Genomic DNA, 26,499 nt, shown 5'->3' with positions numbered 1-26,499 from the left:
GAAGACGGGGACGTTCGGACGCTTCAGGATGGATCCTCTCGGTGCACCAGCACCCTAGGCGACGTCTCCGACATCCCCGCCCAGGCGCGCCCGGACTCCTCCTGCGCGGCGCGGAACACGCCCGACCACGCGGGTCGGCCGCTGACACCGGCTCGATGGACGACCGCATGCCCGCGCCGGCCGCGAGGACGTCGTTCCCGGCGCGAGAGGCGGCAGGCGGGGTGCCCGCCGTCAGGCGCGGCCTGCCCGCCGGCGTCCCTACTCGAGCAGGTCTCCCTTGAGATCGGCGATGTCGTTGACGTTCTTCGGCGCCTCGCCGGTGCTGACCTGCAGCGGGATGATGGCTCCGCGGAGAACCGTCTCGTCCGCGCTGGGCGTGGTCGAGACGACGGAGCCCGCGGGGATGCTCGCCACTTGGACGGGCTCGCTCCTGCCGACGGTGAAGCCCGCGGCGGTGAGCGTGGCGGTGGCCGCAGCGACCGTCAGTCCGGTCACATCCGGCACCTCGGTGAGCGTGGCGGTGCGCGGAGACGACGCGAGCATCGAGGCGGGCGGGGCGATGAAGTCGTCGCCGCCGTACTTCTGATCGAGCGCCGTCATGATCGGCTTCCAGATCGCGTGGCGCGCGTCCGCTGCTCTGATCGAGCCCTTCTCGCCGGTCAGCGTCGTGCGGCGCAGGTTCTGCTTGGTCTGGTCCTCGAAGCCCTTGATGCTGCCGACCCAGACGGCGAGCGACGCGGCGCTGCTGGCGCCGGCCGTCCAGACGTCGGCCGCGTCGTCGGTGGTGCCCGTCTTGGCGATGTGCTCGATGCCGTCGCGCGGATCCGAGGCGGTGGCGGTGCCGGAGGTGATGACCCGCTGCATCGCGTACTGCATTCCCCGCGCGACCTCGGGGGTGACGGAGGGAGTGCAGGACGAGGCGGGCGGCGCGACCGCTGCACCGGTGCTGTCCGTGATCCGGTCGATGACGATCGTGTCGCAGGTCGCCCCGTCGTTCGCGATGCCGGCGTAGGCGTTGGCGAGGGTGAGCGGCGCGATCGGGTTGGTGCCGAGAACCGACGCAGGCCTGCTCTCCAGCTCCTTGACGTCGGCGCGATGGATGCCGAACGACTCCGCAGTGGTGCGGATGTCGCAGACGTCGAGCTGGTTGGCCATGCCCATGAAGCCGGTGTTGATCGAGTTCGCCGTGGCCTGGATCGCGGTCATCGACGAGGCGTCCTCGGAGGGAGTGTCGTTCTTCGGCGTGAAGCGCTCGCCGGAGTAGTAGCCGTCGTTCGCGACATTGCACTTCATCGGGTAGGAGCGGAAGCCCGAGGTCGGCGAGGGGAACGACTCGTTCAGGGTGTGGCCCGCCTGCAGCCACTGCGCGAGCGTGAAGACCTTGTAGGTCGAGCCGGTCTGCACGCCGGCGGTGCCACCCATGTCGACGTCGACGTTGAGGTTGATCGCGCTGAAGCCGGGGTTCGCGGCGAGGAACTCCTCGTCCTGGCTGTACTTCGTGTTCTGCACCATCGACAGCACGCGGCCGGTGCCGGCCTGGACCGAGGCGGCGGTCGCCCCGACCTGGAAGCGGGAGTCGTAGGACGGGATGTAGGCGTTGATCGCGGCCTGCGAGACCTGCTGGATGTCGAGGTCGAGCGTGGTGACGATGTCGAAGCCGCCCTGGCGGATCCGCTGGTAGCGCTCGTCGTCGTCGGCGCCGAACGCCTCGTCGTTGCGCAGCACGTTGAGCACGTACTCGCAGAAGTACGCCGCGTCGCCGGCGGTCGCGCAGCCGGTGGAGGGCTCCGTGATGTTCGGCGTGATCGGCTCGGCGATCGCCGCGTCGTAGACCTCCTGGCTGATCTTCGAGTACTTCAGCTCCTCGGTGAGGATGTAGTCGCGGCGCTCCTTGGTCGCGGCGTACCCGTTCGCGGCGCCGTTGGCCTCGTCCGTCGGGTCGTCGAAGCGGAACTTCGACGGGTTGTTGACGATCGCCAGCAGCGACGCGGCCTGCGAGGTCGAGAGCTGGCTGGCGGGGATGCCGTAGTAGTAGTTGGCCGCGGCCTCGATGCCGTAGACCGTGCCGCCGAAGAGCGCGATGTTGAGGTAGCCGAGCAGGATGTCGTCCTTCGACGTCTCCTTCTCGAGGCCGATCGCGAGGCGCATCTCCTTGAGCTTGCGCTCGGGCGTCGGGTCGGTCGCGAGCTTGTAGGCGGCGTCGCGCTCGGCCTCGTCCGTGATCGACTCGGCCTTCTGCACGAGCACGTTCTTGACGTACTGCTGCGTGATGGAGGAGCCGCCCTGCAGGTCGTCGCCGGTCAGCGTGACCGCGAGCGCACGGAGCGTGCCCTGCAGGTCGATGCCGCCGTGCTCGTAGAAGCGCGGGTCCTCACCGGCGACCGCGGCGTCCTTCGCGGTCTGGGCGACCTCGTCCCAGCCGACCTCGACGCGGTTCTGGTTGTAGACGGAGGCGAGGAGCGTCGTGCCGTCGCCCGCGTAGATGTTGGTGCGCTGCATCAGCTGGCCGGCGTCGAGGTAGCCGGGCAGGTTCTGGAACATGCCGATCGTGTTGCTCGTCGCGAGGCCCGTCAGCGCGAGCGCCGGAGTGACGCCGACGGTGATCAGGACGCCCGCCACGGCGCTCATCCCGATGAAGCCCAGCACTGCCCGCAACGACATCCCCAGCGGTCGAGCGGAGCTGCGGGATGCGGTGGGGAGAGCCATGGAGCGGGAGGTCCTTCCGGCGCGGTGATGCCGCGCGAATGCAGGGTGGCGGGTCGTCGCGCCGGTCGTGCGATCCCCCTCGGTCATGGTACGCGACGCGCCCGGGAGGAGGGGGTCCTCCGAGAGGACGAGATGCACCTGTGACGAGCCGTCCGCGACCTTCTGATCGGAGGCGACCCGGAGGTGGGAATCCGGCGCGCGTGACCGTCGGAAGGCGCCCCCGGGCACGCCGCTTCCGTATCGTGGAGGGTGCGTCCCCGCGAGGGGAGCGTCGGCATCACCGCACCACCAGTCGCCCCGGGGCCCCGGGGCGGTCGGCCCCGGCAGAAAGCACACACCATGGCACGCATCCACGACGACGTGACGCAGCTCGTCGGCAGGACCCCGCTCGTCCGCATCAACCGCCTCGACGGAGCGGACAGCGCCGTCGTCCTGGCCAAGCTCGAGTTCTACAACCCCGCGAACAGCGTGAAGGACCGCATCGGCGTCGCGATCGTCGACGCCGCCGAGGCGTCGGGGGAGCTGCCGCCCGGCGGCACCATCGTCGAGGGCACGAGCGGCAACACCGGCATCGCGCTGGCCATGGTCGGCGCTGCCCGCGGCTACAAGGTGATCCTGACGATGCCGGAGACGATGTCGACCGAGCGCCGGGTCCTGCTGCGCGCCTACGGCGCCGAGATCGTGCTGACCCCCGGCTCCGAGGGCATGCGCGGCGCGGTCGAGAGGGCGCAGGCCATCGTCGCCGAGACGCCCGGCGCCGTGCTCGCCCGCCAGTTCGAGAACGCCGCCAACCCCGAGGTGCACCGCCGCACGACGGCCGAGGAGGTCTGGGAGGACACCGACGGCGAGGTCGACGTCTTCGTCGCCGGCATCGGCACGGGCGGCACCATCACCGGCGTCGGCCAGGTCCTCAAGGAGCGCAAGCCCGGCGTGCAGATCATCGGCGTCGAGCCGATCGACTCGCCGCTCCTCACGCAGGGCACGGCCGGTCCGCACAAGATCCAGGGGATCGGCGCGAACTTCGTTCCCGCCAACCTCGATCGCGACGTCTACGACGAGATCATCGACGTCACCCTCGACGACTCGGTGCGCGTGGCACGCGAGATGGCCGCGCAGGAGGGCATCCTCGGCGGCATCTCCTCCGGCTCGATCATGTGGGCGGCGCTCGAGGTCGCGAAGCGCCCCGAGAACGCGGGGAAGACCATCGTCGCCATCGTCTGCGACTTCGGCGAGCGGTACATCTCGACCGTCCTCTACGAGGACCTCCGCAGCTGAGCGCCGCCGGACCCCACCGCGGGGCGGCCGGACGCCTCACGGCCTTCGCGCGCCTCCGCGAGGACGTGGCGGCGGCGCGTCTGCGCGACCCCGCGGCCCGGAGTGCGGCGGAGGTGGTGCTCGCCTACCCCGGGCTGCACGCGGTCTGGGTGCACCGCCTCGCCCACCGGTGGTGGCGGCGCGGCGCACGCCTGCCTGCGCGGCTGCTCGCGCAGGCGGCCCGCGCCGCGACCGGGGTGGAGATCCACCCCGGCGCGACGATCGGCCGCCGGCTCTTCATCGACCACGGCATGGGCGTGGTGATCGGCGAGACGGCGCGGATCGGCGACGACTGCATGCTCTACCACTCGGTCACGCTGGGCGGGAAGTCGGCGAAGCGCGAGCGGCGTCACCCGACGCTCGGCGATCGCGTGGTCGTCGGCGCGGGGGCCGTGATCCTCGGGCCGATCGTGCTCGGCTCGGACGTCAGCGTCGGCGCGAACGCGGTCGTGGTGAAGGACGCCCCGGACGGGGCCGTGCTGGTCGGCATCCCCGCCCGCGACCTGCGCGCGCTGGGCCGGGCCGAGGACGCGCTGGCGGATCCGGCCTTCTGGATCGACCCCGCGATGTACATCTAGGGCCGAGCGGTCGAAGGCCGGCCCGTTGAGGGCCGAGGCGGGGTGTCAGTCGTCGTCGTCGGGACGCGAGATGTCGCGCTTCGCGCTCTTGATCACCGCGAACGCGTCCAGGGCGTGCACTCGCGTCTCCTTGAGGTCGAGGATCGGCGCGGGGTAGCCGTCCGCCTCCGGCGTCAGCGTGTCGCCGAGCGTCCACGGCTCGTGGATCACGGTGCGGTCGAGCTCGGCCAGTTCCGGCACGTACTCGCGCAGGTAGCCGCCCTCGGGGTCGAACTTCTTCGACTGCGTCACCGGGTTGAAGACGCGGAAGAACGGCGACGCGTCGGCGCCGGACCCCGCGACCCACTGCCAGTTGGCGGCGTTGCTCGCCGGGTCCGCGTCCACGAGGGTGTCCCAGAACCAGTCCTCGCCGACGCGCCAGTCGACCAGCAGGTTCTTGATCAGGAACGAGGCGGTGACCATCCGGACCCGGTTGTGCATGTAGCCGGTCTTCCACAGCTCGCGCATCCCCGCGTCGACGAGCGGGAAGCCGGTGCGGCCCTGGTGCCAGGCGTCGATCCTGTCCTCGCCGGGGTGGCCCCAGGGGAAGGAGTCGAAGCGGGAGTCGAAGTTGGCGGTCGCGAGGTCGGGCCAGTGGAAGAGCAGGTGGTAGCAGAACTCGCGCCAGAGCACCTCGGCGAGGAAGCGGTCGCTGCCCTCACCGCGGTGCTGCCCCTTCGCGTGGGCCTCCTCGAGCGCGTGCCAGACCTGGAACGGGCTGATCTCGCCCCAGCGCAGGTGCGGCGACAGGTTCGAGGTGGCATCGCGCGCCGGCAGGTTCCGGTCGTCGGCGTAGTCGTCGAGCTGCTCGGCGAGGAACGCGCGCAGCCGCTTCGCCGCCGCCTTCTCGCCCGGCACCCAGCGCTCGCGGAGCCCGCCGGCCCAGTCGGGGCTGGTCGGCAGCAGCTGCCAGTCGTCGAGGACGTCGGAGGCCGCCTCGGTGGCGATCCCGTCGATCTCGCGCGGTCGCGGCAGCGGTGCGCGCGGAGTGTCCCGGTTGCGGCAGGCGCGCGCGAACGGGGTGTAGACGGAGTAGGGGGTGCCGCCGCCGGTCTGCACGGTCCACGGCTCGAAGAGCAGCGAGCCCTGGTGGCTCTCCGCCTCGACGTCCCGGTCGCGCAGCGCCTCCTTGATCGCGGCGTCGACCGTCCGCTCCGCCTTGCCGTAGCGGCGGTTCCAGTGCACCGCGCCGGTTCCGAGCTCCTCGGCGAGCTGCAGCACGACGGCCTCGGCCGGCCCGCGGCGCAGGATCAGGGACGCTCCCGCCTCCTCGAGGTCGCTCGCGAGCGCGAGCAGGCTGCCGTGCAGCCACCAGCGGGCCGCGCCGCCGAGCGGTCGGATGCCGTCGGACTCCTCGTCGAGCACGTAGCAGACGGCGACGGGGCCGCCGCGGTCGATCGCGGCCCGGAGTGCCGGATTGTCGGCGAGACGCAGGTCGTCGCGGAGCCAGACGAGAGTGGGGGAGGAGCTGCTCATGGTGCCTCCATGATCCGCGAGCGCGGCGCCCCTGCGAAGTGCTGGCCGCGCGGCGGCGGGGCGTGCTAGCGGAGGACGGGAGCTCTCAGGCCGAGGCGACGCGCTCGCGCAGCTTGTCGCAGAGGGCGGTCAGCTGGTCCAGCTCGTCGTCGTCGAGCGCCGCTCCGACGTGGTCCGAGATCGTCTGCATGTGCGTCATCGCCACCCGTCGGAAGAGCGCGTAGCCCTCGTCGGTGATCGCGATGACCGTGCCGCGGGCGTCCGTCGGGTCCTCGCTCTTCGTCACGCAGCCGCGGGCGACGAGGCGGTCGATCAGCCGGCTGACGCTCGGCTGCGTCAGCAGCACGTGCTTGTTGAGGTCGCGCAGGCGGGCCCGCCGCTCGGGCTGGAGCGTGAGGTTGAAGAGGACGTCGTACTCGTTGAGCGAGATCTCCTTCGACGGGAAGTCGGTGCTCAGCGCCCGCATCACGTGCACCTGCGCTCGGAACAGCGACTCCCACGCGGCGACCGCACGTCTCGAGCTCACGCATCCTCCTTGTGTTCCGTTCAGGATACGGCGTCTCGACGGTCGTCCGGCGCCCGGGGCGCGGGGCCGGTCGGAGGGTGTCGCGCGGAGGCGGTGCTCAGTCCGGGAACGACAGAAGGCCGGCCGCTGAGGCGAGCGGCCGGCCTTCATTCCCTTGCACCAAGAGTGTCCTGCAATCACTTCTCGCGCTTCCCGCCACAGCAAACGGTCGACGCACTTGAACTATATAACGGATCGATAACGCCGCAAGGACCGATTTCCTGAGCTTTCGCTGTGACCCACTGGCGCCGCCGTCCCGAGGCCGCCGCAGCACCGGACCGGGTCTCGATACGCCGCGTCCCGCGGCTACTCGACCAGCATGATGGCGCGGCCTCCGGCAACCGAGCGCGGGACCCGTAGGCACGCGGAGCGCTGCCGCTTGCAGACGCGCGAAGCGCCGCTGTCCCTTGCATGCTGATCGAGTAGCCCGCTCCGCGGGCATATCGAGATCCCCCACCGTCCGAGCGTGGGTCTCGATACGCCGCTCCGCGGCTACTCGACCAGCATGTTGTAGTGCCGCCGACCTCGAGTCCGACTCGGGGCCGACGACCAGCCGCATCCCGCGAGGCGTCTGGTGGAAAACGCGTGTCAGCGTTTTCCACGAGCCGTACGAAGGACGCTCTGCGGAACGCGGCTACCCGCGGAGCCGACCGCGGCGGAGCGAGCGCTCGCGCTCGCGCAGCAATCGAGCACCGAGGAGTGGGCGCGAGCGCCCACTCCTCAGAACAGGTCGGGGCTCGGGGTAGAGGCGTAGCGGATGGCGACGTCGGCATGGCGGTCGAAGCGGTAGCCGACGCCGCGGACGGTGCGGACGATGTCCTCGTAGCGGCCGAGCTTCGCGCGGAGGCGGCGGACGTGCACGTCGATGGTGCGCTCGTTCGGGGCGTCGTCGTCGGCGGCTCCCCAGAGCGAGGAGATCAGCTCGGCGCGCTCGATGGTGCGGCCCTCGCGGAGGACGAGGTACTGCAGCAGCTCGAACTCCTTGTAGGTGAGGGCGGTGGTCTCGTCGTCGAGGATGACGCGCTTGCGCGAGATGTCGATGACGACGCCGCCGGGGGCGCGGTCGAGGTCGGGCTCGGTCTCGGAGCGGCGGCGGGCGACCGCGGCCGGGTCCTGGAGGGCGAGGCGGACGACGTCGACGTCGCGGCCGCCGGCGCCCTGCGGGGCGAGGGCGACGGAGGCGTAGGTCTCGGCGTCGGGAGCGAACTCGGCGGTGACCCGCTTGAGCTCCTCGACCAGGCGGCCGAGGTCGATGCCGGCGGCGCGGGCCTTGGCCTCGTCGATGCCGACGTAGAGGGCGAAGCCGCGGGCCTCGGTGCCCTGCGGCACGGCGCGGAGCCGGGGAGCGGCGGGCGCCGCCTCGGGGGTGGCCTGCAGGCGGGGGGCGGCGACGGGAGTGGAGACGGGACGGGCGTGGAGGAGGGACATGACGAATCCTTGGGCTGGTCGGATCCGGGACGAGTGTCCGGGGAGCGGATCCGGGTGTGCGCGCGAGAGCCGGTGCACGAGGTGCGGGCCGGCAGGGGCGGATGCGGGGCATCCAGGGGTTCACCGCGCCTGCGACGCCCGGCCGATCAGAGGATCGGATCGATCAGTGCGATCGGGGGCGGAGGCTTGCGGAGAACCGGCGAGGGTGATTCCTCAGGCGCACATTCGACAGCGCAGGACGAGGCCGCCGGCCATCATCATGCCGGCATCCCCGATGGCCTCAAGGGAGGTCAGGGCGTGCGCGTTGTCAGTCATGTCCGAAAGTAAAGCGGATGGCGGCGGACCCCGTCAACAGATCCGCGCACACTGGCGCGCTCCGGGCGCCGGGGCGGGCGCCCGGAGCGGCTCAGCCGGCGAGCCCGTAGAGGCGGTCGCCCGCGTCGCCGAGCCCGGGGACGATGTAGCCGAGCTCGTTGAGCTTCTCGTCGAGCGAGCCGAGGACGATGGTCACGTCCTTGCCGACGAACGCCTTCTCCACGGCCGCGAGGCCCTCGGGGGCGGCGAGCAGGCAGACGGCGGTGACGTCCTCGGCGCCGCGGTCGAAGAGGAACCGGATGGCGGCGATCAGCGAGCCGCCGGTGGCGAGCATCGGGTCGAGCACGAAGCACTGGCGGTTGGACAGGTCGTCGGGCAGGCGCTCGGCGTAGGTGGTCGGCTCGAGGGTCTCCTCGTTGCGTGCCATGCCGAGGAAGCCCACCTCGGCGGTGGGGATGAGCTTGACCATGCCCTCGAGCATCCCGAGGCCCGCGCGCAGGATCGGCACGACCAGCGGCTGCGGGTCGCTCAGCGCGAGACCGGTGGTCGTGGTGACCGGCGTCTCGATGGTGACGGTGCGGGTGCGGACGCCGCGGGTCGCCTCGTAGGCGAGCAGGGTCATCAGCTCCTCGGCGAGCTGCCGGAAGGTGGGGGAGGGGGTGCGCTTGTCGCGCAGCACGGTGAGCTTGTGCGTGATCAGCGGGTGGTCGGCTACGTGGACGCGCATAAGCTCAATCTACTTGCCGGTCGGAGCCGGCCGGAGCCGGACGAGGGGGCGCGATGCGCGAGAGCGACCTCCCCCTCCCTCCCGAGGCGGACGACTGGATGCGGCTCGCGCTCGACGAGGCCCGCCGGGCCGCCGGGTGGGGCGACGTGCCGGTCGGCGCGGTGGTCGTCGACTCCGACGGCGCGGTGATCGGGCGCGGCCGCAACGAGCGCGAGCTGCGCACGGATCCGACGGCGCACGCCGAGGTCGTCGCACTGCGGGAGGCCGCTGCGACCCGCGGAGACTGGCAGCTCGCGGGCTGCACCCTCGTGGTCACCCTCGAGCCGTGCGCGATGTGCGCGGGGGCGATCCTCGCCTCCCGGCTCGAGCGCGTCGTCTTCGGGGCGTGGGACGAGAAGGCGGGCGCGGCGGGATCGGTGCACGATCTGCTCCGGGACCGACGGCTGCACCACGTGGTCGAGGTGTACCCGGGGCTGCGCGCCGACGAGGGTGCGCGGCTGCTGCTCGACTTCTTCGCGGCGAAGCGCTGAGCGGCCCGGAGCGCGAGACTCCCGAGCACGCGACTCAGCCCTGTGCGCCGACCCATTCGCCGAGCGCCGCCTCCGTCGCCGTCCGCATCCGCTCGAAGCGGCCCTCGCGCACGTCGTCCTCGAGCTGCTCGTGCCCGTAGCCCGCTCCCGCGGCGTACTCGGCGTCGCCCTCGAGCCAGCGCGCGGCCAGCTCGCCGGTGAGCTCGGGGTGGAACTGCACGCCGAGCAGCCAGTCGTCGATCGCGAAGGCCTCGACGGCGTAGGAGGGCGAGGAGGCGAGCAGGGTCGTCCCCGCAGGCAGGTCGAAGGTGTCGCTGTGCCACTGCATCACCGGGACCTCGGCGAGGTGGCGCAGCGGCGAGCGGAGCCCCGCCTCGGTCGCGACGATGCCGCGGAAGCCGACCTCGCGGGTCGGGCCGGGGCGGACCTCCTCGCCGAGCGCGGCGGCGATCAGCTGCGCGCCGAAGCAGACGCCGAGAGTCGGTCGGCGGTGGTGCAGCCGGTCCTGCAGCAGGGCGATCTCGGGCGAGATGAAGGGGTGCCGCGCGGTCTCGTAGACGCCGGCGCTCGAGCCGAGGGTGACGACGAGGTCGGGCGCGAGGATGTCGACGGAGTCGAGGTCGGTGCCGGCGACCGCGTCCACGTCGAAGCCCCGGTCGCGCAGCATCGGCTCGAGGGCGCCGAGTCCGGCGCCGCGCTCGTTGACGATCGCGAGGACCCGGCGCATCAGCCGGCGCTCCCGGCGGCGGCGGTCGGCTCCGTCGAGGGCGGCTGCGCCCCGCGGTCGACGTCGGGTTCGAGGTAGATGACGCGGGCGGCCGGGACCGCGTCGCGGATGCGCTTCTCCGTCGCGTCGATCCCCGCGGCCAGCTCGGCCATCGTCTCGGCGGCGGGGAAGGCGAGCTTGGCGGCGACGAGGATCTCGTCCGGACCGAGGTAGAGGGTCTTCATGTGGATGACGCGCTCGACGTCCGGACCGGCCTCGATGGCCGCGCGGATCGCCGCGGCGTCGGCCGGGGTCGCGCCCTCGCCCACCAGCAGGCTCTTGGTCTCGACGCCGAGGACGATCGCGACGACGACCAGGAGGGTGCCGATCATGATCGTGCCGATCGCGTCGAAGACGGTGTTCCCGGTGATCACCGAGAGGCCGACGCCGAGCAGCGCGAAGACGAGGCCGGTGAGCGCGGCGACGTCCTCGAGCAGCACGACCGGCAGCTCCGGCGCCTTCGCCCGGCGGATGAACTGCAGCCAGGACTGCTGCCCGCGGACCTTGTTCGACTCCTTGACCCCGGTGCGCAGGGAGTAGCCCTCGAGGCAGATCGAGACGACGAGGACCAGGATCGGCAGCCAGGCGTTCTCGAGCTCGTGCGGCTCGGCGATCTTCTCGACGCCCTCGTAGATCGAGAAGACGCCGCCGACGGAGAAGAGGATGATCGCGACGACGAAGGCGTAGACGTAGCGCTCGCGGCCGTAGCCGAACGGGTGCTCCTCGTCGGCGGCCTTGCGCGACTTGCGGCCGCCGAGCAGCAGCAGCAGCTGGTTGCCGGAGTCGGCGAGCGAGTGCACCCCCTCGGCCAGCATCGAGGCCGAGCCCGAGAAGAACCAGGCGACGAGCTTGGTCAGCGCGATGCCGAGGTTCGCGGCCAGCGCCGCGATGATGGCGGAACCGCCTCCGGATGCGCTCACGGGGTCTCCTCGGGGTGACTCGTCGGGGTGCTGGTGCTCGGGGGTGGTCGGCCCATCCTAGGAGGCGGGTGCCGGGCGGCGGCCTCCCGCCGTCGACCGAGTCGTGGCCCTTGCGCGGAGATCGCCTTCGTACGATGGGCGGATGACCGACGCACCCGTGCAGCTCCCGTCCATCGCCGTCCTCGGGCTCGGCTCGATGGGGGGCGCGATCCTCAGCGGTCTGCTCGCCCCCGGCGTGGAGGTGCAGGGCGGTGTCCGCGTGACCAACCGCGACGCGGAGAAGGCGGCGCGCTGGAGCGGCCACCCCGTGGTGACCGCGTTCGCGACCGCCGACGATCCGGAGGCGAACCGCCGCGCGATCGAGGGCGCCGCCGTGGTGCTGGTGGCCGTGAAGCCGCACATGGTGCCTGCGCTGCTCGACGAGATCGCCGACGCGCTCGCCCCCGGGACGATCGTGGTCAGCGTCGCGGCGGGCGTGACGGTCGCGACGTTCGAGGCGCACCTGCCCGCGTCGGTGTCCGTGCTCCGCTCGATGCCGAACACCCCGGCGGTCGTCGGCCGCGCGGTCACCGGTCTGAGCGCCGGCACTCGCTCGAGCGAGGACGACCTGGCGCTGGTCCGCCGGCTGTTCGAGACCGTCGGCGAGGTGGTGGAGGTGCCGGAGTCGCAGCTCGACGCGCTGTCGACGATCTCGGGATCGGGGCCGGCCTACGTCTTCCTCCTGGTCGAGGAGCTGACCGCCGCGGCGCTCGCCAAGGGCTTCACGCCCGAGCAGGCGGCGACCATGGTGACCGGCACCTTCCGGGGTGCCGCCGAGCTGCTCGTGCACTCCGGCGAGGAGCCGGCCGAGCTGCGCCGCCGGGTCACCAGCCCGAACGGCACGACCGAGCGCGCGATCGCCGTGCTGCAGGAGGCGGACCTCGCCGCCCTCTTCACCCGCGCGACGGACGCGGCCCTGGCCCGCGCCCGCGAGCTCGCCGCCTCCTGACGCCCGCCGCTGCTCCGCGAGATGCCACTTGGGTACGCGACACGCCGTGCGAGGCGTACCGAAGTGGCATCTCGCGGGAGGGGCAGGTGGGTCAGGAGCCGAGGGCCGCGAAGCGCTCGATGTCGGTGGGGGTGCCGCTGACGACGATGAGGTCGTGGTTGGAGACGACGGTCTGCTCGGTCGCGTAGGTGAAGGGCTTGCCCGGGCTCTTCACGCCGACGACGGTGACGCGGTGCTTGCGGCGCACGCCCGACTCGGTGAGAGTCAGGCCGCGGATCGGCTTGGGCGGGTACATCTTGGCGAGCACGAAGTCGTCGTCGAACTCGATGAAGTCGAGCATCCGGCCCGAGACCAGGTGCGCGACGCGCTCGCCCGCCTCGGCCTCCGGGTAGATCACGTGGTTCGCGCCGATCCGCTCGAGGATCTTGCCGTGCGAGCGCGAGATCGCCTTGGCCCAGATCTGCGGGATCTTGAGGTCGACGAGGTTCGCGGTGATCAGCACCGACGCCTCGATCGAGGAGCCGACGGCGACGACGGCGACCTGGAAGTCCTGCGCGCCGATCTGGGCGAGGGCGTCGAGCGAGCGGGCGTCGGCCTGGACCGCGTGGGTGACCCGCTCCGACCACTTCTGTACGAGCCCGGCGTCGGCGTCGATCGCGAGCACCTCGCGGTCGAGCCGGTCGAGCTGGCCGGCCGTCGCGGCGCCGAAGCGACCGAGGCCGATCACCAGCACCGGGGCGTCGTACCTGATGCGGTCAACCAACGATGGGCCTCTCTTCCGGTCGTCTGAACAACTGCCTGCGCTGGCTCGCGGCGAGAGCGGCAGCGAGAGTCACGGTACCAACGCGGCCCATGAACATCGTCAGCGCCAGCACGTAGACGCCGGAGGTCGGCAGCTCGGCGGTGAGCCCCGTCGACAGACCGGAGGTCGCGAACGCCGAGATCACGTCGAAGAGGACGTGGTCGAGCGGCGCCTTGGTGATGTGCAGGATCAGGACCGACGAGACGGCGACCGTGGTGGCTCCCCAGAGCACGACGGAGACCGCGAGGCGCAGCACGTCGTTGGGGATCCGGCGGCCGAACGCCTCCATGTCGTTGTTGCCGCGCGCCTCGGCGAACGCCGCGAGGAAGAGGATCGCGAGCGTCGTCACCTTGATGCCGCCCGCCGTCGAGGCCGAGCCGCCACCGATGAACATCAGCATGTCCGTGACGAGCAGGCTGGAGCCGTTGAGGTCCGGGATCGAGATGGTCGAGAAGCCGCCCGAGCGCGTCATCGTCGACAGGAAGAAGGACTGGAAGACGGTGTCGCCCGCGTCGAGGGTGCCGAAGGTCGTCGGATTGTCGAACTCGAGCACGATGTAGAGCACGGCTCCCGCGACGAGCAGGATCAGCGAGGTGACCAGCGTGAGCTTCACGTGCACCGACCACTTGCGCGGGCGCCGCCAGCCGCGGGAGAAGGCGTAGATCACCGGGAAGCCGATCGAGCCGAGGAAGACGCCGATCATCAGGATCCCGAGGAACCAGTAGTCGTCCTCGAACGGCGTCAGGCCGGCGGCGTTCGGGGCGAAGCCGGTGTTCGTGAACGCCATCGCGGAGTAGTAGAAGGAGTGCCAGATCGCCTCGCCGATCGGGATGCCGTCGATCAGCATCCGCGGGAAGAGGAGGAGGGCGACCACGATCTCGATCACCGCGGCGCTGATGGCGACCGTCGCGAGCAGACCGCCGATCTCGCCGAGCCGCACGGCCTGGCCCTCGGCGACGGGACCGGAGTGGATGCGGAGCGGGTTCGAGTCGCTCGCGGCCATCAGCTTCGCGCGGAGCCCGAGGCGGCGCGAGATCGCCAGGCCCATGATCGACGCGAGCGTCAGCACGCCGAGGGCGCCGATGTTCACGCCGATGAAGACGATCGAGTGGCCGAACGCGGACCAGTGCGTCGCCATGTCGACCGTGGCGAGGCCGGTGACGCAGATCACCGACATCGCGGTGAAGAAGGCGTCGTGCAGCGGGGTGACGGTGCCGGTCGTGCTCGACACCGGCAGTGAGAAGAGCAGGGTGAAGACGAGGATCAGGCCCGAGAAGATCATGATCGCGAAGCGCGACGGCGAGCGACCGGCGAAGTCGTCGACGAGGTCGCGGGCCCGGGCGAAGCTCGACCACGGCGAGGCCGGCGAGACGCCCACGGGGCTGCGGAACTGCTGCCGAACCACCACGGCGGGCCCTCCACTCGATCGCGGCCATGCTACCCGCTCGCCGGGCGGCTCCCGGGGCGCCCGGACACCATGCGCCGCGCGGCATACGCACGGGCGACACCCTGCCCGCGGCGGAGGGCGCTGACTACCCTGGGGGGATGGCTGACATCTTCGCGGTGATCGCGGACGGCACCCGCCGCGACATCCTCTCGCTCCTCCTGGAGCAGCGGGTCGAGGGTGCCGGGGGCGCCGGCGGCATGAGCGTCTCGCGCATCGTCGCGAAGCTCGAGCTCAGCCAGCCGACGGTGTCCAAGCACCTCAAGGTGCTGCGCGAGGCGGGGCTCGTCACCGTCCGCGAGAGCGGGCAGCACCGCATCTACGCACTGCAGTACGGGCCGCTCGTCGCCGTCGAGGACTGGCTGCTGCCGTTCGGCGCGGCCGACGAGGCCGACGAGGGCGCCGCCGTGCTCGACGCGGCGGCCGCCGCCCGAGCCGAGTCGCTCGGGCGGGCGCTCGCCGACCGGACGCACCAGGTCAGCGCGGTGGTGCAGGACATCCAGCGCGGTGTGAGCGAGGGAGCGACGAAGGTCGCGGAGGCGCTGCGCATCCGCAAGTGAGGCCGCATCGGTCGCCGCCAGGGGTTGCGCGACGGCGCGGATTCTCTTGGGGGGCCGCGTCGTGTAAGCTCGCGGGAGCCAGTTTTTCGTAAGCGGCCGTCCGTCGGGCGGTCGACCCCCTGAACGTTGTGAGGTCTTCGTGGGTTCTGTCATCAAGAAGCGTCGCAAGCGTATGGCGAAGAAGAAGCACCGCAAGCTGCTTCGCAAGACTCGTCACCAGCGTCGCAACAAGAAGTAGGCTCGCGCCTCTTCACCCTTCGAGCGTCCGCCCCTCTGGGGTCGGGCGCTCGTCTGCGTCTCCGGGCCCTTCTGCGTTCGGACCCTCTGCATTCGGACCCTCTGCGTTCGCGCCGTGCCGCTCTCGGGCCCGATCCGCTCGCCAGGACGCGTCTACACTGACCGGGTGGATGTGGCACTGACTCTCGTGGGCAAGCCCGGCTGCCACCTCTGCGACGACGCCCGCGCCGTCGTCCGGCAGGTCCTCGCCGAGCTCGCGGACGTGCCCGGCGCTCCGAGCGTCTCGCTCGCCGAGGCCTCGATCCTCGACGACGCCGAGCTGCACGAGCGCTTCGTCGAGGAGATCCCGGTCGTCCTGATCGACGGGCGCGTGCACACGTACTGGCGCGTCGAGCCGGATCGCCTGCGCCGAGCCCTGCTCGAGCGCGCCTGACCGCAGCGCATCGGCGGGTATCCGCCGTGATGCGAATGTTGTAGAAGGCCCCTCGGACGGGGGACTGGACCGCTGTCGAGCGGCGCCGGTTCGCGCATAGTCTCTTCACGGGGAGGCTCGCTCCCCGCATTCGGGGTGCGTTCGGCGTCTCGCGGGGGAGGAACTTCCATGACTCGACAGCGTCTGCTGCAGCAGCGTCGCCGCTCCACGGCGTCCGCGCTCGCGCTCGCCCTGCTCCTCGCCGGGCTCGCGCTGCCCGCCTCGGCCCACGCGGAGAACCTTCCCGAGGCTTCTCCGACGAGCAGCGAGCCGGCGCCGGTGAATCCCGAGGAGGAGACGCCGCCCGGCGAGACACCGCCGGAGGAGAACCCGCCCGTCGAGACCCCGCCGGGGGAGAACCCGCCCGTCGAGACGCCGCCGGGGGAGAACCCGCCCGTCGAGACGCCGCCGGGGGAGAACCCGCCCGTCGAGACGCCGCCGGAGGAGACGCCGCCCGCCGAGACACCGCCCTCGCAGCCCCAGCCGACCGAGGGTCAGGGCGGGTCGACGACCGGCCCGGTGCCGCTGCCCACCGTCGGCGGTGGATCCCCTGCGACATCCGCACCCGCGCCGAGCGCTGGAGGGGGTGCTCCCGCTTCCGGCGGCGGTGGCAGCCCGTCCACCGGAACGGGCTCGGGCTCGGGCTCCGGCTTCGGCTCGAGTGGCGGCGGCGGCGGCGGCAACTCCCGCGGCACCGCGACCACCGAGGCCGGCACGACGGCGCCGCGCGCCTCCGCGCCCGGACGGACGCTGCTCTCGACCTCCGCGGCCGACCCCGCCGCGGCACCCGTCCCCGGCACGGAGACGGCCGGCAGCCCTCCCGCCGTCTCGGTGTTCCTCACGCGCGACGCCGGGGTCGACCCCGGGTCGCTGACCGTTGATCTCGCCCGCTTCTACGGGGTGGGCGTCGCCTACGCCGGGTTCCAGCGCGAGGAGAACGCCACGGCCACGCTGCGCGCTCCCGCCGGGACGGAGACCGCGCTGACCGTCGAGAACCGCCAGGACGGCGAGTCGACCAGCACCGGATCGGCCACCGTGCCCACCGCGGCACTCCTCTCCATCGGCACCTACACGGTCACGATCAGCGGCGACCGCGGCTCGTCCGCGACCAGCACCTTCGGGCTGACCGCCTCCTCCGCTCCCGGCATCCTCGTCGAGCCGCGCGAGTCCTCCAGCGCCGAGGCGGCCATGCCGCGCGGCGCGGTCTGGGGCTTCGGTCCGGTCGAGAGCGTCACCGTCGGCGCCTACACGACCGCCGGCGTCCAGGCTGACCTCGCGGCGGGCGACCTCGCGGTCCGCGTCGACGCGCTCGGCTGGTCCGACCTCGACCTCGGCGAGGCCGTCGTCGCGGAGCCCACGGCCGAGGTCTACTGCATCGTCGCGGTCGGCTCGATCAGCAAGCGCACCGCCGCGGTCACGGTCGCCTACCCGGCGGAGGGCTCCACCGCGACGGCTCCCGACGCCGCGCAGGTCTGCGGCATCGCGATCACCTCCGCCAAGGCCGGCACCGTGCCGCCCGCAGCCTCCAGCACCGGCGGGCTCTCGGCCGGGGTCGGGCTCACCATCGGCGCGGGCGTGCTCGTCGCGCTGCTGATCGCCGGCCTGGTGACCACCGTCGTCCTGCGCCGTCGCCGCGAGAACGACGACCTGCTCATCGGCGGACCGCTCCCGCACCCGACGGAGCAGTGAGGCGCTCCTCCCGGTGCGTGACGACAGTCTGATCGCGGCGCTGCACCGCGGTCGTCCTCGGACGATCGCGGCGGCGGCGGAGCTGGTCCACCTGGCGCCGGCCGACGTGCGGATCGCCGTCGACCGGTTCCGCGCTCTGGGGCTCCTCGGCGGCGAGGGCGAGGAGATCGCCTACGTCCCGCCCGCCGACTGGGCGGCCGACGCGGTCCTCCGGCACACCGTGGCGGCTCGCCGCGCCACGCTCGAGGCGCTGGACGGCATCGAGCGCCTCATCGGCGACCTGCCCTCGCTGCTCGGCGCGTGGTCGGTCGGTGCCGCCGCCGACGATCTCGTCCCCACGCTGCTGCGTCACGGGCCGCACGCCTCGGAGGACCTCTGGTTCGACCTCGTCCGCAGGGACTCCGGGACGCTGATCGCGGTGCTCCCGGACGTCCAGCGCTTCCTCGATCCGCCGACCGAGCGCGCGCTGCGCTTCGGCCAGGCGCTGGCGGCGAAGGACCGGGTGCGGGTCATCATCCCCGCCGAGGGCGTCCGGGACCCGCGGGTGCTCGCGCGGATCGAGGCGTACCAGAAGGCCGGGGTGGAGTACCGCCTGCTCGAGACGATGCCGAGCTGGTTCTGGGTCGACGGCGAGTACCTGGCCGTGCCGTTCGAGTGGGGCGAGACCCGGCCGACGAGCGTGCTGGGCGTGCGGCACGAGGCGCTCGCGGGACTCGTCAGCGCCTACTTCGAGCAGCTGTGGCGGCAGGCGCTGCCGGTCGATGCGGCCGAGCAGAGCTGGACGTCGCTGCTCCGGCTGATGCGGACGGGCCTCACCCTCGAGACGGCCTCGCACCGGTTGGGGATCAACCCGCGCACGGGCCGGCGCCGCATCTCCGCCGCGATGGAGCACTACGGCGCTCCGACTCTCTTCGCCCTGGGAGCGGCCTGGTCGGCGGAGGGGGGCCCAGCGGCCCCGGAGGGGCCGGCCGAGCAGTAACGGCGCGGCTCCGGTCCGGGCTTCCCGGCCCAGGTGCCGAGAAGGTCCCGACCACTCGGGGAGGGTTCGGGTCGCCCCGAGTGGTCGTCTGCGCCGACCAGGCAGTCCCCAGTGTCCGGAGTCGGGCCTCCCCGCCGCAAGCGCCGCTTGCGGACATGTCCGGAAGAGGGCGTCGGCTCCGCTCGCCGAGCCGGCACCTTTCCTGCTGGTCGGGCAGCCCCGCAGGGGCCTACCCATGCTGGTCGAGTAGCCCCGCAGGGGCGTATCGAGACCCGCCGTCGTCAGCACGGTTGGTCTGCAGACCCGGGTTCTGACGGTGGTGGATCTCGATACGCCCGCTGCGCGGGCTACTCGATCAGCATGAGCGGGGCCCGGTGCGCGGTCAGGCGGCGGCGGTGAAGCGCAGCAGGATCGTGCGGGCCTCCGGGCGCAGCTGGAAGTCGGGCCAGACGTCGGGGCCGCAGGCGCGCGAGCCGAGGCCGTGCTGGGCGGCGTCGATCGTGAGCACCGAGCGGGTCGAGGCGGGCAGCTCGTGCGGGTGACCCGCCGCCGTCAGCTCGTGCGCGGTGTGGCTCGCGAGCGTGAAGCCGGGGAGCCGGCCGTGCAGGTCGGCCGCCGCCTCGATGCGCAGGCGAGCGGACCCGCCCTCGCTGAGGACCAGCTCCCGCACGGCGCTGCGGTGACCGTTCTCCTGCGGGCGCGCGTACTCCGTCTTCAGCTCGTCGATGCCGGCCGAGAAGCGGCCGACCCTGGTCGCGCGCATGCTGTCGGGGTACGACTCCCGCGGACCGGTGCCGAACCACTCCGCGCCGTCGACCGACGCCGGGAGGTCGAGCCGGATGCCGAGCCGCGGCCAGACCGAGCCCCAGCCGCGGGTCGGCACCAGGTCGACCCGGAGGACGACCCCGTCGCCGTCGAGGCTCCACTGCTCCTCGACGAGGAGTGCCGCGTCGAGGTCGGCGGCGGACCAGCGGGTGCGCCGGCGGACTCCCGCCGAGGTGTCGACCGACTCGACCCGGCCGACCAGCCGGTCGAGTCCCGCCTCGCGCCAGCGCGACGCGGAGGACGGCGCGGGCACGCCGTTGCCGTTGCCGGTGCGCGGGTCGCCCTCGGTATAGGCGGGGAAGCCGTCGCCCTCGTCGTTGTCGGTCGGGGCGCGCCAGAGCTCGGCGCGCGGTCCGTCGACCGCCAGCCCGGCCAGCGCGGTGAGCCGGCCGTTCCGGAAGCTCGCGAGCCCCAGAGCGCCCTCGACGGAAGCGCCGTCGCGGGGCGAGCGGGCCCAAGCAGGCATCGGTGCGAGCGCGGAGAGACGGCGCTGACCGGTGGTGATCACGTGCCCCTCCTCGGCCCAGACGGTGCTCGACGCGAGCGCCGCGTCGACGGTCAGCCACGCCTCGCCGCCGGTCGGCACATCGAAGACGGGCAGCGCCAGGCGCACGGAGTCGCCGGCCGCGATCGCGGGAGCGTCGAGCACGCCCTCCGCGGTGACCCGGCCGTCGAGCTCGACCCGCCATGCGAAGCGCAGGTCGGCGGTCGACGCGTCGTGACGCCTGTTCTCGACCAGCACGGCGTCGGGCTCGACCGTGACGCGCACCGGCGCCACGATCTGCTTCCACTCGAACAGCCCCGGACTCGGCGTGCCGTCGGAGAGGACCATGCCGTCCATCACGAAGTTGCCGTCGTGCACGACCTCGCCGAAGTCGCCGCCGTAGGCGTAGTACTCGACGCCCTCGGGCGTGCGGGCGCGCAGGCCGTGGTCGCGCCACTCCCACACGAAGCCGCCGTGCAGCCGCGGGTAGCGGTCGACGAGGTCCTCGTACTGGTCGATCGCTCCGGGCCCGTTGCCCATCGCGTGCACGTACTCGCAGAGCAGGAACGGCTTCGAGCGCTGGCGCGCCGACTCGCCGGCCGAGCAGCCGAGCAGCGGCGTGCGCGAGTCGTCGCGGCCGATCTGCTCCGTCTCGGGGATCGATGAGTACATCCGCGAGTAGACGTCGGTGTAGGCGCCGGTGTAGTCGCCCTCGTAGTGCACGGGGCGCGCGGGGTCCCGGCCGTGCACCCAGGACGACATGGCGGCGAGGTTCGCCCCGGTGCCGGCCTCGTTGCCGAGGGACCAGATCACGATGCTCGGGTGGTTCTTGTCGCGCTCGACGGTGCGCTCGATCCGGTCGAGGTACGCCTCGCGCCAGGCCGGGTCGTCGCTGGGGTTGCCCTTCCAGCCGTGGCGCTCGAAGCCGTGGGTCTCGAGGTCGCACTCGAGGATCACCCAGAAGCCCAGCTCGTCGGCGAGGTCGAGCAGGCGCGGGTGCGGCGGGTAGTGACTGGTGCGGATCGCGTTGACGTTGAACCGCTTCATCATCGCGAGGTCCGCGCGGGCGAAGTCCTCGTCGAAGGCGCGGCCGCGGTCGGGGTGCGTCTCGTGGCGGTTGACGCCGTGGAAGACGACGCGCTCGCCGTTGACCAGGAAGCGGTCGCCGCGGATCTCGATGGTGCGGAAGCCCAGGCGGAGCGAGACCGTCTCGCCCGAGGAGGCGACCTCGGCGTCGTAGAGGCGGGGCACCTCCGCCGACCACGGCTCGACGGACGGCACCTCGATCGGAGCGACGTCGCCGGCGCTCGCCCAGACCGTCTCGATGCCGAGCTCGGGGACGCGGAGGGTGACCGGGAAGGCCGTGTCGCCCGCCGTCAGCTCGGTCTCGATCCGGCCCGCGCCGGCGGCGAAGGAGGCGCGCACGAAGACGTCCTCGACGCCGCCGACCGGGCGGGCGATCAGGTGCACCGAGCGGAAGATGCCCGGCAGCCACCACTGGTCCTGGTCCTCGACGTAGCTCGCGGCGGACCACTGGTGCACGCGGACGACGACGAGGTTCTCACCCGGCCGCACCGCCTCGGTGACGTCGAACTCCTGCGCGAGCCGGCTGCCCGAGCCGATGCCGATCTCGACGCCGTTGACCCAGACGCGGTAGCGCGACTCGACGCCGTCGAAGCGGAGCACGACCGCCTCGGCGCCGGCGAAGGACTCCGGCAGCTCGAAGCTGCGGCGGTGGTCGCCGGTCGGGTTCTCGTCCGGGACGAACGGCGGCTCGGTCGGGAACGGGAACTGCACGTTCGTGTAGGCGGGGAGTCCGTAGCGCCCGTCGCCCTGGAGGACCCAGTGCGACGGGACGGGCAGCACGTCCCAGCCGGAGTCGTCGAAGGACTCGGCCCCGACGTCGTCCACCCCCTCGCCCTCGGGCAGCGCGTCGGCGCCGCCGGGCGTGCCCGGCGCGGCGGGGAGCAGGCGGAAGCGCCAGTCCCCGTCGAGCGAGAGCGTCGGTGCGTCGGTGTGCAGCCACGAGCGGGCGGCGCGGCGCCGGCCGGAGCCGGGGCCGGTGTCGGTGAGGTAGTGGGAGGACGTCGGGGCGAGGGTCACTTGACGGATCCTTCGGTCAGGCCGCCGCGCCAGAAGCGCTGCAGCACGATCATGGCGATGGCGAGCGGGATGATCGACAGCAGGACGCCGCCGGTCGTGAGCTCGTAGAACTCGGGCAGCCGGTCCACCTGGCTGAGCCAGTTGTTCAGGCCGAGGGTGATCGGGAAGAGCTCGGTGTCCGAGAGCATCACGAGCGGCAGGAAGTAGTTGTTCCAGATCCCGACCAGCTGGAAGAGGAACACGGTGACCAGCGCCGGGGTGAGGATCCGCAGCCCGAGGGTGTGGAAGATCCGCAGCTCGCTCGCGCCGTCGATCCTGGCGGCCTCGATGATGGCCGTGTCGACCGTCGCCTGCGCGTAGATCCGGCAGAGGAAGAGGCCGAACGGTGAGACCAGCGAGGGGATCAGCACGCTCCAGTAGGTGTTCGCGATGCCCATCTGGCTGAAGAGCAGGAACAGCGGGAGCGCGGTGGCGGTGCCGGGGACGAGGACGCCCGCGAGGATCGTGCCGAAGACCAGCTTGCTGCCCTTGAACTCGTACTTCGCCAGCGCGTAGCCGCCCGCGGCCGCGAGGTAGGTCGCGAGCAGCGCACCGACGCCGGCGTAGAGCACGGAGTTGAGGAACCAGCGGACGAAGATGCCGCCGTCGTAGGTCAGCACCTGGCCCAGGTTGTCCCAGAGCGCGAAGGTCGGCGCGAACCAGAAGCCGTAGGTGGCGAAGAGGTCGCCGGTGGTCTTCGTCGCGGCGACGACGACCCAGTAGACCGGGATCAGGAAGTAGATCGCGACGACGACGAGGATCGCGGTGACGATGATCGTCGAGGCGCGGTTGCGCCCGGCCGAGCGGTCGGGGCCGCGGCCGGCCTTCGCGGGCCGTTCCGCGGTGACGATGCCGGTGGTCGTGGGCGCATCGGCGGTGGCGCGCTCCGTCGTGCTCATGAGGACTTCCTGTTCGAGATCGAGAGGAACGTGAAGGAGAGGGCGAACGCGACGAGCGCGATCAGCACGGCCTGCGCGGCGGCGACGTTGTAGTCGTTGTAGGCGAAGGCGGTGGTGTACGCGCTGAGGTTCGGCGTGTACTGGCTGTCGATCGCGGGCGCGACCGTCTTCAGCACCTGCGCCTCAGCGAAGAGCTGGAGCGTGCCGATGATCGAGAAGATCGTCGTGAGCACCAGGGCCGGGCGGATCAGCGGGAGCTGGATGCTCCGCGCGACCCGCCAGGTGGACGCTCCGTCGACCTTCGCGGCCTCGTAGAGCTCGACCGGGATCGACTTCAGCTGAGCGACGATGATCAGCATGTTGTAGCCGGTGTAGCTCCAGAGCGAGATGTTCGCGATCGACCAGAGCACCGAGTTCGCGCCGAGGAAGTCGGGGTCGAGGCCGACCACGTTCGCGGCGTCGATGATCGGGCTGAGCCCGGGCACGTAGAGGAAGGACCACAGGATCGTGGCGATGACGCCGGGCACGCCGTAGGGCAGGAAGTAGGCGGCGCGGAAGAAGCCGGGGAAGCGCGCGGAGGCGGACTCGAGCATCAGCGCGAGCACCGTGCAGAGCGCGATCATGATCGGCACCTGCACGATGCCGAAGAGGAACATCCGGCCGATCGACGCGATGAAGTTGCCGTCGGCGAGGGCCTGGGCGTAGTTGTCGAAGCCGGCGAAGCCGCTGGTCACGCCCGCCTCGCCGAAGAGGCCCGAGCGGGTCACCTTCGTGAAGCTCGAGCCGATGGCGACGACGATCGGGATGATGAAGGTGAGGACGAAGAGCGCCAGGAACGGCGCCAGCAGGATCCACGGGGCGCGGGTGACGGAGCGGCGCCGCTTCGAGGCGCCGGGCGCCTTCGAGGTGGCGGCGACCGCGGCGGCGGCGGGGGATGTCGTGGTGGTCATGCGGAGGCCTTCCTGATGCTGAGGCCCTTGTTCTGGAAGACCGTGATGATCTGCTGCTCCGCCTGTGCGACGGCGTCGACGAGCGAGAGCCCGGACGCCTTCTTGCGGAAGCCGTCGCTGAGGATGTTGAACGACTGCTGCGTGACCGGCCACCAGGACCAGTCCGGGTTCTGCTCCGTCGCGGCGGGGACGAAGACGTCCTCGTTGTAGTTCTGGCCGCTGAAGAAGTCGCTCGGGCCCTTCCGGACCGAGCCGATCTCGCCGACCGCCGGGGACCAGCCGATGCCGCTGTTGGCGATCATCGCGTCGATGCCCTCCTGCGTGGTGGTCATCCAGACGGCGAACTCGAGCGCCTCCTTCGGGTGCTTGCTGTTCGCGAAGACCGCGGCCGTCGAGCCGCCGAGGAAGCTCGAGCCGTAGCCCGTGCCCTCCCAGACCGGCATCGGCGCCGCGCGCCACTTGCCGGCGCCGCCGCTGACGCCCTCGATCAGGGCGTCGCCCCAGCTCGCCGTGGTGCAGGAGGCGATCCCGCCGTTCGCGGCGGCCGCGAACCAGGCGGGGGAGTAGGCGCCGTAGCCGACCTCGACCAGGTCCTGGTCGATCGCGGAGTCGAAGAAGGCGGCGACCTTCGTGGTGGCCTCGTCGGTCATGTCGATGACCCAGCCGTCCTCCTCCGCCTTCAGCCACTGCGCGCCGGCCTGCGTGGCGAAGGCGGCGAACACCGAGGCGTCGGCGAGCGGGAAGCAGTCGAGGTAGGAGTCGACGCCGCGCAGCTCGGTCGCGACCGCGGCCCAGTCGTCCCAGGTGGTGGGCGTCTCGGCGCCGACGCTGTCGAAGATCTCCGGCTGGTAGAACAGCGCCATCGGGCCGCTGTCCTGCGGGATCCCGTAGACGCCGCCGGTGTAGCTGACCTGGCCCCAGAGAGTGGGGTCGTAGCGGTCGGCGTACTCCTCGGCGCCGTAGCGGTTGAGGTCGACGAGGCCATTGACCAGCAGGAACTCGGGGAGCGAGCGCATCTCGACCTGGCCGAGATCGGGGCCGCCGCCGGCCGCGAGGGCCGAGTAGAGCTTCTGATAGCCGCCGGCGTTGCCGCCGGGGATCCAGACCGCGTCGACCTGGACCTCGGGGTGCGAGGCGTTCCAGACGTCGCAGACCTTCTGCAGGTCCTTGAGCCAGGCCCAGTACTGGAGCCGGATCGGCCCACTGGCCGCCGGGATCGCCGCGCCGGCGTTGACCGAGACGGTGCCGGGCGTGGAGCAGGCGGTGAGGCCGCCGAGTGCCGCGGTGCCGAGGCCCGCGGCGAGCAGCTGTCGCCGGGTGAACGGATGCATGTGTCCCTCACTTCATCGTGGTGGAGTCCGGGACCAGTCCGCCCGGCTGATCCGGACGCTACCACAATTTCGAGTGCGTACTCGAAATTGGTGGAGGGCACCGCTCGGTCGCTCCGAGCGCGCGCTACGCTGGGCGATCGACCGGCTGCGCAGCCGGCACTTCGAGGGCGAGGAGCGGCCGATGGCGGAGGCGGGCACCACCCGGAGCGCGCGCCGCGGCCCCTACGCGAAGTCGGCCGAGCGCCGGCGCGCGATCATCGAGGCGGCGCACGCGGTCTTCGCCGCCCGCGGCTACGCCCGCGGCTCGCTGCAGGACGTCGCCGACCGGGTCGGGCTCAGCCAGACGAGCCTGCTGCACTACTTCCCGTCGAAGACCGATCTGCTGCTGGCCGTGCTGCAGCACCGCGACCGGATCACCGGCGACGGCTCGACGCCCGTCGATCCTGAGGAGGGGCTCGTCGAGGGCATCGTCCGCCAGACCCGCTACAACGAGACGGCGCCCGGCGTGATCGAGCTCTACGCGGTGCTCTGCGGGGAGTCGACGACCGACGAGCACCCGGGGCGCGACTTCTTCGCGTCGCGCTTCCAGCGGCTGCGCGCGGACTACGCCGGCCAGCTCCGGGAGCTGCGCGCCGCGGGCCGGCTGCGCGAGGGCGCGGATCCGGACCGGGTCGCCGCGTCGATCATCGCGCTCTGGGACGGCATCCAGCTGCAGTGGCTGCTGGAGAACGACGCGGTCGACATGGTGGCCTGCCTGACCGACTACCTCGACCTGATGATCCTGCCCGCGCCGTAGGCTCCGGGCATGACTCTCACCCAGGACTCGGGCTGGCTCTGGTTCGGACTCGCGATCGTCACGGCCGGTCTCGCGGAACAGAAGGGCCGCTCGCGCTGGCGCTGGTTCGTGCTCGGGCTGCTGCTCGGCCCGATCGCGACGGCGCTCGTCGTGCTGTGGGCGCGACCGGAGGCCGGGGTGGCGACGGACGTGCGCTGGAACTTCGCGATCGGCGCCGGCGTCGCCGCGGTGGCGCTCGCGCTCGTCGCGGTCACGTCGGCGCTCTGGCTGCTGCTCGTCCCCGCGGCGGTCGCGGCGCTCGTCGCCGGCCTGCTCGCCTGGCTCAGCCGCCGCGTCCCGTACGAGCGCCTGCCCCGCTGACGCCCTCTGCGAGGGCTACTCGATCAGCATGAAACGGACGCCTGCGCTTGCAGCATGAAGTGAACGCGTGCGCGCCTTCTTGCTGGTCGAGTAGCTGCGCAGCGGCGTATCGAGACCCGCCGTCGTCCGGTGGGTGGATCTCGATACGCCCTCTGCGAGGGCTACTCGATCAGCATG

General features: G+C 72.0%; 24 protein-coding genes. 11 read left to right on the top strand and 13 right to left on the bottom strand.

What is annotated here, in order from left to right:
• Positions 1-258: 258 nt before the first annotated feature.
• The gene (locus tag EDF22_RS13465) at positions 259-2,661 is read right to left on the bottom strand and encodes a transglycosylase domain-containing protein (protein ID WP_185038921.1); all 2,403 of its coding nucleotides are present in this window, start codon (positions 2,659-2,661) and stop codon (positions 259-261) included.
• Between the two features lie 384 nt (positions 2,662-3,045).
• Between EDF22_RS13465 and cysK the strand changes: the two genes are divergently transcribed.
• Both cysK and epsC read left to right on the top strand, forming a co-directional pair.
• Entirely contained in the window at positions 3,046-3,981 is a 936-nt protein-coding gene (gene cysK / locus EDF22_RS13460) for a cysteine synthase A (RefSeq protein WP_123446628.1), read from the top strand.
• Between the two features lie 65 nt (positions 3,982-4,046).
• Positions 4,047-4,598: a serine O-acetyltransferase EpsC gene (gene epsC / locus EDF22_RS13455; RefSeq protein WP_243732832.1), complete on the top strand. Its 552-nt coding sequence runs from the start codon at positions 4,047-4,049 to the stop codon at positions 4,596-4,598.
• 45 nt (positions 4,599-4,643) lie between these two features.
• On the opposite strand, the gene EDF22_RS13450 is transcribed toward epsC, so the two are convergent.
• The 4 genes from EDF22_RS13450 to upp form a co-directional block, all read right to left on the bottom strand.
• On the bottom strand, positions 4,644-6,113 hold the full coding sequence (locus EDF22_RS13450) for a deoxyribodipyrimidine photo-lyase (protein WP_123705374.1): 1,470 nt from the start codon (positions 6,111-6,113) through the stop codon (positions 4,644-4,646).
• Positions 6,114-6,198: 85 nt separating this feature from the next.
• Positions 6,199-6,579: a MarR family winged helix-turn-helix transcriptional regulator gene (locus EDF22_RS21320; RefSeq protein WP_260303477.1), complete on the bottom strand. Its 381-nt coding sequence runs from the start codon at positions 6,577-6,579 to the stop codon at positions 6,199-6,201.
• 819 nt (positions 6,580-7,398) lie between these two features.
• The gene (locus EDF22_RS13440) at positions 7,399-8,106 is read right to left on the bottom strand and encodes a winged helix-turn-helix domain-containing protein (RefSeq protein WP_123705372.1); all 708 of its coding nucleotides are present in this window, start codon (positions 8,104-8,106) and stop codon (positions 7,399-7,401) included.
• Between the two features lie 406 nt (positions 8,107-8,512).
• Positions 8,513-9,148, bottom strand: a complete 636-nt coding sequence (gene upp, locus EDF22_RS13435; RefSeq protein ID WP_123705371.1) for a uracil phosphoribosyltransferase — start codon at positions 9,146-9,148, stop codon at positions 8,513-8,515.
• Positions 9,149-9,201: 53 nt separating this feature from the next.
• On the opposite strand from upp, the gene tadA reads away from it, so the two are divergent.
• Positions 9,202-9,678 carry a tRNA adenosine(34) deaminase TadA gene (gene tadA / locus EDF22_RS13430; RefSeq protein WP_260303452.1) on the top strand — a complete coding sequence of 159 codons (477 nt, stop codon included), beginning with the start codon at positions 9,202-9,204 and terminating at the stop codon, positions 9,676-9,678.
• A gap of 34 nt (positions 9,679-9,712) precedes the next feature.
• On the opposite strand, the gene EDF22_RS13425 is transcribed toward tadA, so the two are convergent.
• Entirely contained in the window at positions 9,713-10,405 is a 693-nt protein-coding gene (locus EDF22_RS13425; RefSeq protein WP_123705370.1) for a glutamine amidotransferase-related protein, read from the bottom strand.
• On the bottom strand, positions 10,405-11,364 hold the full coding sequence (locus EDF22_RS13420) for a cation diffusion facilitator family transporter (protein WP_123705369.1): 960 nt from the start codon (positions 11,362-11,364) through the stop codon (positions 10,405-10,407). Before EDF22_RS13420 ends, EDF22_RS13425 begins: the two co-directional genes overlap by 1 nt.
• A gap of 142 nt (positions 11,365-11,506) precedes the next feature.
• Between EDF22_RS13420 and proC the strand changes: the two genes are divergently transcribed.
• Entirely contained in the window at positions 11,507-12,352 is an 846-nt protein-coding gene (proC, locus tag EDF22_RS13415) for a pyrroline-5-carboxylate reductase (protein WP_123705368.1), read from the top strand.
• Positions 12,353-12,443: 91 nt separating this feature from the next.
• Here the strand turns inward: proC and EDF22_RS13410 are convergent, their stop codons facing one another.
• On the bottom strand, positions 12,444-13,115 hold the full coding sequence (locus tag EDF22_RS13410) for a TrkA family potassium uptake protein (protein ID WP_123446620.1): 672 nt from the start codon (positions 13,113-13,115) through the stop codon (positions 12,444-12,446).
• Positions 13,108-14,532, bottom strand: coding sequence for a TrkH family potassium uptake protein (locus EDF22_RS13405; RefSeq protein WP_372487887.1), 1,425 nt, complete (start codon positions 14,530-14,532; stop codon positions 13,108-13,110). Before EDF22_RS13405 ends, EDF22_RS13410 begins: the two co-directional genes overlap by 8 nt.
• Positions 14,533-14,699: 167 nt before the next feature.
• Between EDF22_RS13405 and EDF22_RS13400 the strand changes: the two genes are divergently transcribed.
• From EDF22_RS13400 to EDF22_RS13380, 5 genes are all read left to right on the top strand, one after another.
• Positions 14,700-15,158, top strand: a complete 459-nt coding sequence (locus EDF22_RS13400) for a helix-turn-helix transcriptional regulator (protein WP_123705367.1) — start codon at positions 14,700-14,702, stop codon at positions 15,156-15,158.
• Between the two features lie 139 nt (positions 15,159-15,297).
• Positions 15,298-15,396, top strand: a complete 99-nt coding sequence (locus tag EDF22_RS13395; protein WP_003792170.1) for a 30S ribosomal protein bS22 — start codon at positions 15,298-15,300, stop codon at positions 15,394-15,396.
• A 165-nt stretch (positions 15,397-15,561) separates the two neighbouring features.
• Entirely contained in the window at positions 15,562-15,828 is a 267-nt protein-coding gene (locus EDF22_RS13390; RefSeq protein ID WP_123705366.1) for a glutaredoxin family protein, read from the top strand.
• A 168-nt stretch (positions 15,829-15,996) separates the two neighbouring features.
• A complete protein-coding gene (locus tag EDF22_RS13385; protein WP_123705365.1) occupies positions 15,997-17,556 on the top strand; it encodes a hypothetical protein in 1,560 nt (519 codons plus the stop codon).
• Between the two features lie 13 nt (positions 17,557-17,569).
• A complete protein-coding gene (locus tag EDF22_RS13380) occupies positions 17,570-18,535 on the top strand; it encodes a hypothetical protein (protein WP_123705364.1) in 966 nt (321 codons plus the stop codon).
• A 382-nt stretch (positions 18,536-18,917) separates the two neighbouring features.
• Here the strand turns inward: EDF22_RS13380 and EDF22_RS13375 are convergent, their stop codons facing one another.
• From EDF22_RS13375 to EDF22_RS13360, 4 genes are read right to left on the bottom strand one after another with little or no spacing between them, the layout of a single operon-like run.
• Complete coding sequence (locus tag EDF22_RS13375; RefSeq protein WP_123705363.1) at positions 18,918-21,947, bottom strand: glycoside hydrolase family 2 TIM barrel-domain containing protein; 3,030 nt, start codon at positions 21,945-21,947, stop codon at positions 18,918-18,920.
• Complete coding sequence (locus EDF22_RS13370) at positions 21,944-22,885, bottom strand: carbohydrate ABC transporter permease (RefSeq protein WP_123705362.1); 942 nt, start codon at positions 22,883-22,885, stop codon at positions 21,944-21,946. The genes EDF22_RS13375 and EDF22_RS13370 overlap by 4 nt, the downstream gene beginning before the upstream one ends.
• Positions 22,882-23,835 (bottom strand): carbohydrate ABC transporter permease, encoded by a 954-nt coding sequence (locus EDF22_RS13365; RefSeq protein WP_123705361.1) that lies wholly within the window; start codon positions 23,833-23,835, stop codon positions 22,882-22,884. Before EDF22_RS13365 ends, EDF22_RS13370 begins: the two co-directional genes overlap by 4 nt.
• Positions 23,832-25,166, bottom strand: coding sequence for an ABC transporter substrate-binding protein (locus EDF22_RS13360; RefSeq protein WP_123705360.1), 1,335 nt, complete (start codon positions 25,164-25,166; stop codon positions 23,832-23,834). Before EDF22_RS13360 ends, EDF22_RS13365 begins: the two co-directional genes overlap by 4 nt.
• Before the next feature lie 181 nt (positions 25,167-25,347).
• Here EDF22_RS13360 and EDF22_RS13355 point away from each other — a divergent pair, with 181 nt between their 5' ends.
• The gene (locus EDF22_RS13355) at positions 25,348-25,962 is read left to right on the top strand and encodes a TetR/AcrR family transcriptional regulator (RefSeq protein WP_123446612.1); all 615 of its coding nucleotides are present in this window, start codon (positions 25,348-25,350) and stop codon (positions 25,960-25,962) included.
• A 9-nt stretch (positions 25,963-25,971) separates the two neighbouring features.
• Positions 25,972-26,322 carry a hypothetical protein gene (locus EDF22_RS13350; RefSeq protein WP_123705359.1) on the top strand — a complete coding sequence of 117 codons (351 nt, stop codon included), beginning with the start codon at positions 25,972-25,974 and terminating at the stop codon, positions 26,320-26,322.
• Positions 26,323-26,499 lie beyond the last annotated feature (177 nt).

Origin of the sequence: Rathayibacter sp. PhB127 (assembly GCF_003751665.1) — a bacterium.
Taxonomy (GTDB): Bacteria; Actinomycetota; Actinomycetes; order Actinomycetales; family Microbacteriaceae; genus Rathayibacter; species Rathayibacter festucae.
The sequence above is the reverse complement of the archived record's forward strand: the minus strand, read 5'-3'. Positions and strand labels throughout refer to the sequence as shown.

Bases quoted from the DNA above. Each gene is read 5' to 3' on its own strand.
- EDF22_RS13465 (WP_185038921.1), bottom strand. From the start codon at position 2,661: ATGTCGTTGCGGGCAGTGCTGGGCTTCATCGGGATGAGCGCCGTGGCG.
- cysK (WP_123446628.1), top strand. From the start codon at position 3,046: ATGGCACGCATCCACGACGACGTGACGCAGCTCGTCGGCAGGACCCCG.
- EDF22_RS13450 (WP_123705374.1), bottom strand. From the start codon at position 6,113: ATGAGCAGCTCCTCCCCCACTCTCGTCTGGCTCCGCGACGACCTGCGT.
- EDF22_RS21320 (WP_260303477.1), bottom strand. From the start codon at position 6,579: ATGCGGGCGCTGAGCACCGACTTCCCGTCGAAGGAGATCTCGCTCAAC.
- EDF22_RS13440 (WP_123705372.1), bottom strand. From the start codon at position 8,106: ATGTCCCTCCTCCACGCCCGTCCCGTCTCCACTCCCGTCGCCGCCCCC.
- upp (WP_123705371.1), bottom strand. From the start codon at position 9,148: ATGCGCGTCCACGTAGCCGACCACCCGCTGATCACGCACAAGCTCACC.
- tadA (WP_260303452.1), top strand. From the start codon at position 9,202: ATGCGCGAGAGCGACCTCCCCCTCCCTCCCGAGGCGGACGACTGGATG.
- EDF22_RS13425 (WP_123705370.1), bottom strand. From the start codon at position 10,405: ATGCGCCGGGTCCTCGCGATCGTCAACGAGCGCGGCGCCGGACTCGGC.
- proC (WP_123705368.1), top strand. From the start codon at position 11,507: ATGACCGACGCACCCGTGCAGCTCCCGTCCATCGCCGTCCTCGGGCTC.
- EDF22_RS13400 (WP_123705367.1), top strand. From the start codon at position 14,700: ATGGCTGACATCTTCGCGGTGATCGCGGACGGCACCCGCCGCGACATC.
- EDF22_RS13385 (WP_123705365.1), top strand. From the start codon at position 15,997: ATGACTCGACAGCGTCTGCTGCAGCAGCGTCGCCGCTCCACGGCGTCC.
- EDF22_RS13370 (WP_123705362.1), bottom strand. From the start codon at position 22,885: ATGAGCACGACGGAGCGCGCCACCGCCGATGCGCCCACGACCACCGGC.
- EDF22_RS13365 (WP_123705361.1), bottom strand. From the start codon at position 23,835: ATGACCACCACGACATCCCCCGCCGCCGCCGCGGTCGCCGCCACCTCG.
- EDF22_RS13360 (WP_123705360.1), bottom strand. From the start codon at position 25,166: ATGCATCCGTTCACCCGGCGACAGCTGCTCGCCGCGGGCCTCGGCACC.
- EDF22_RS13355 (WP_123446612.1), top strand. From the start codon at position 25,348: ATGGCGGAGGCGGGCACCACCCGGAGCGCGCGCCGCGGCCCCTACGCG.
- EDF22_RS13350 (WP_123705359.1), top strand. From the start codon at position 25,972: ATGACTCTCACCCAGGACTCGGGCTGGCTCTGGTTCGGACTCGCGATC.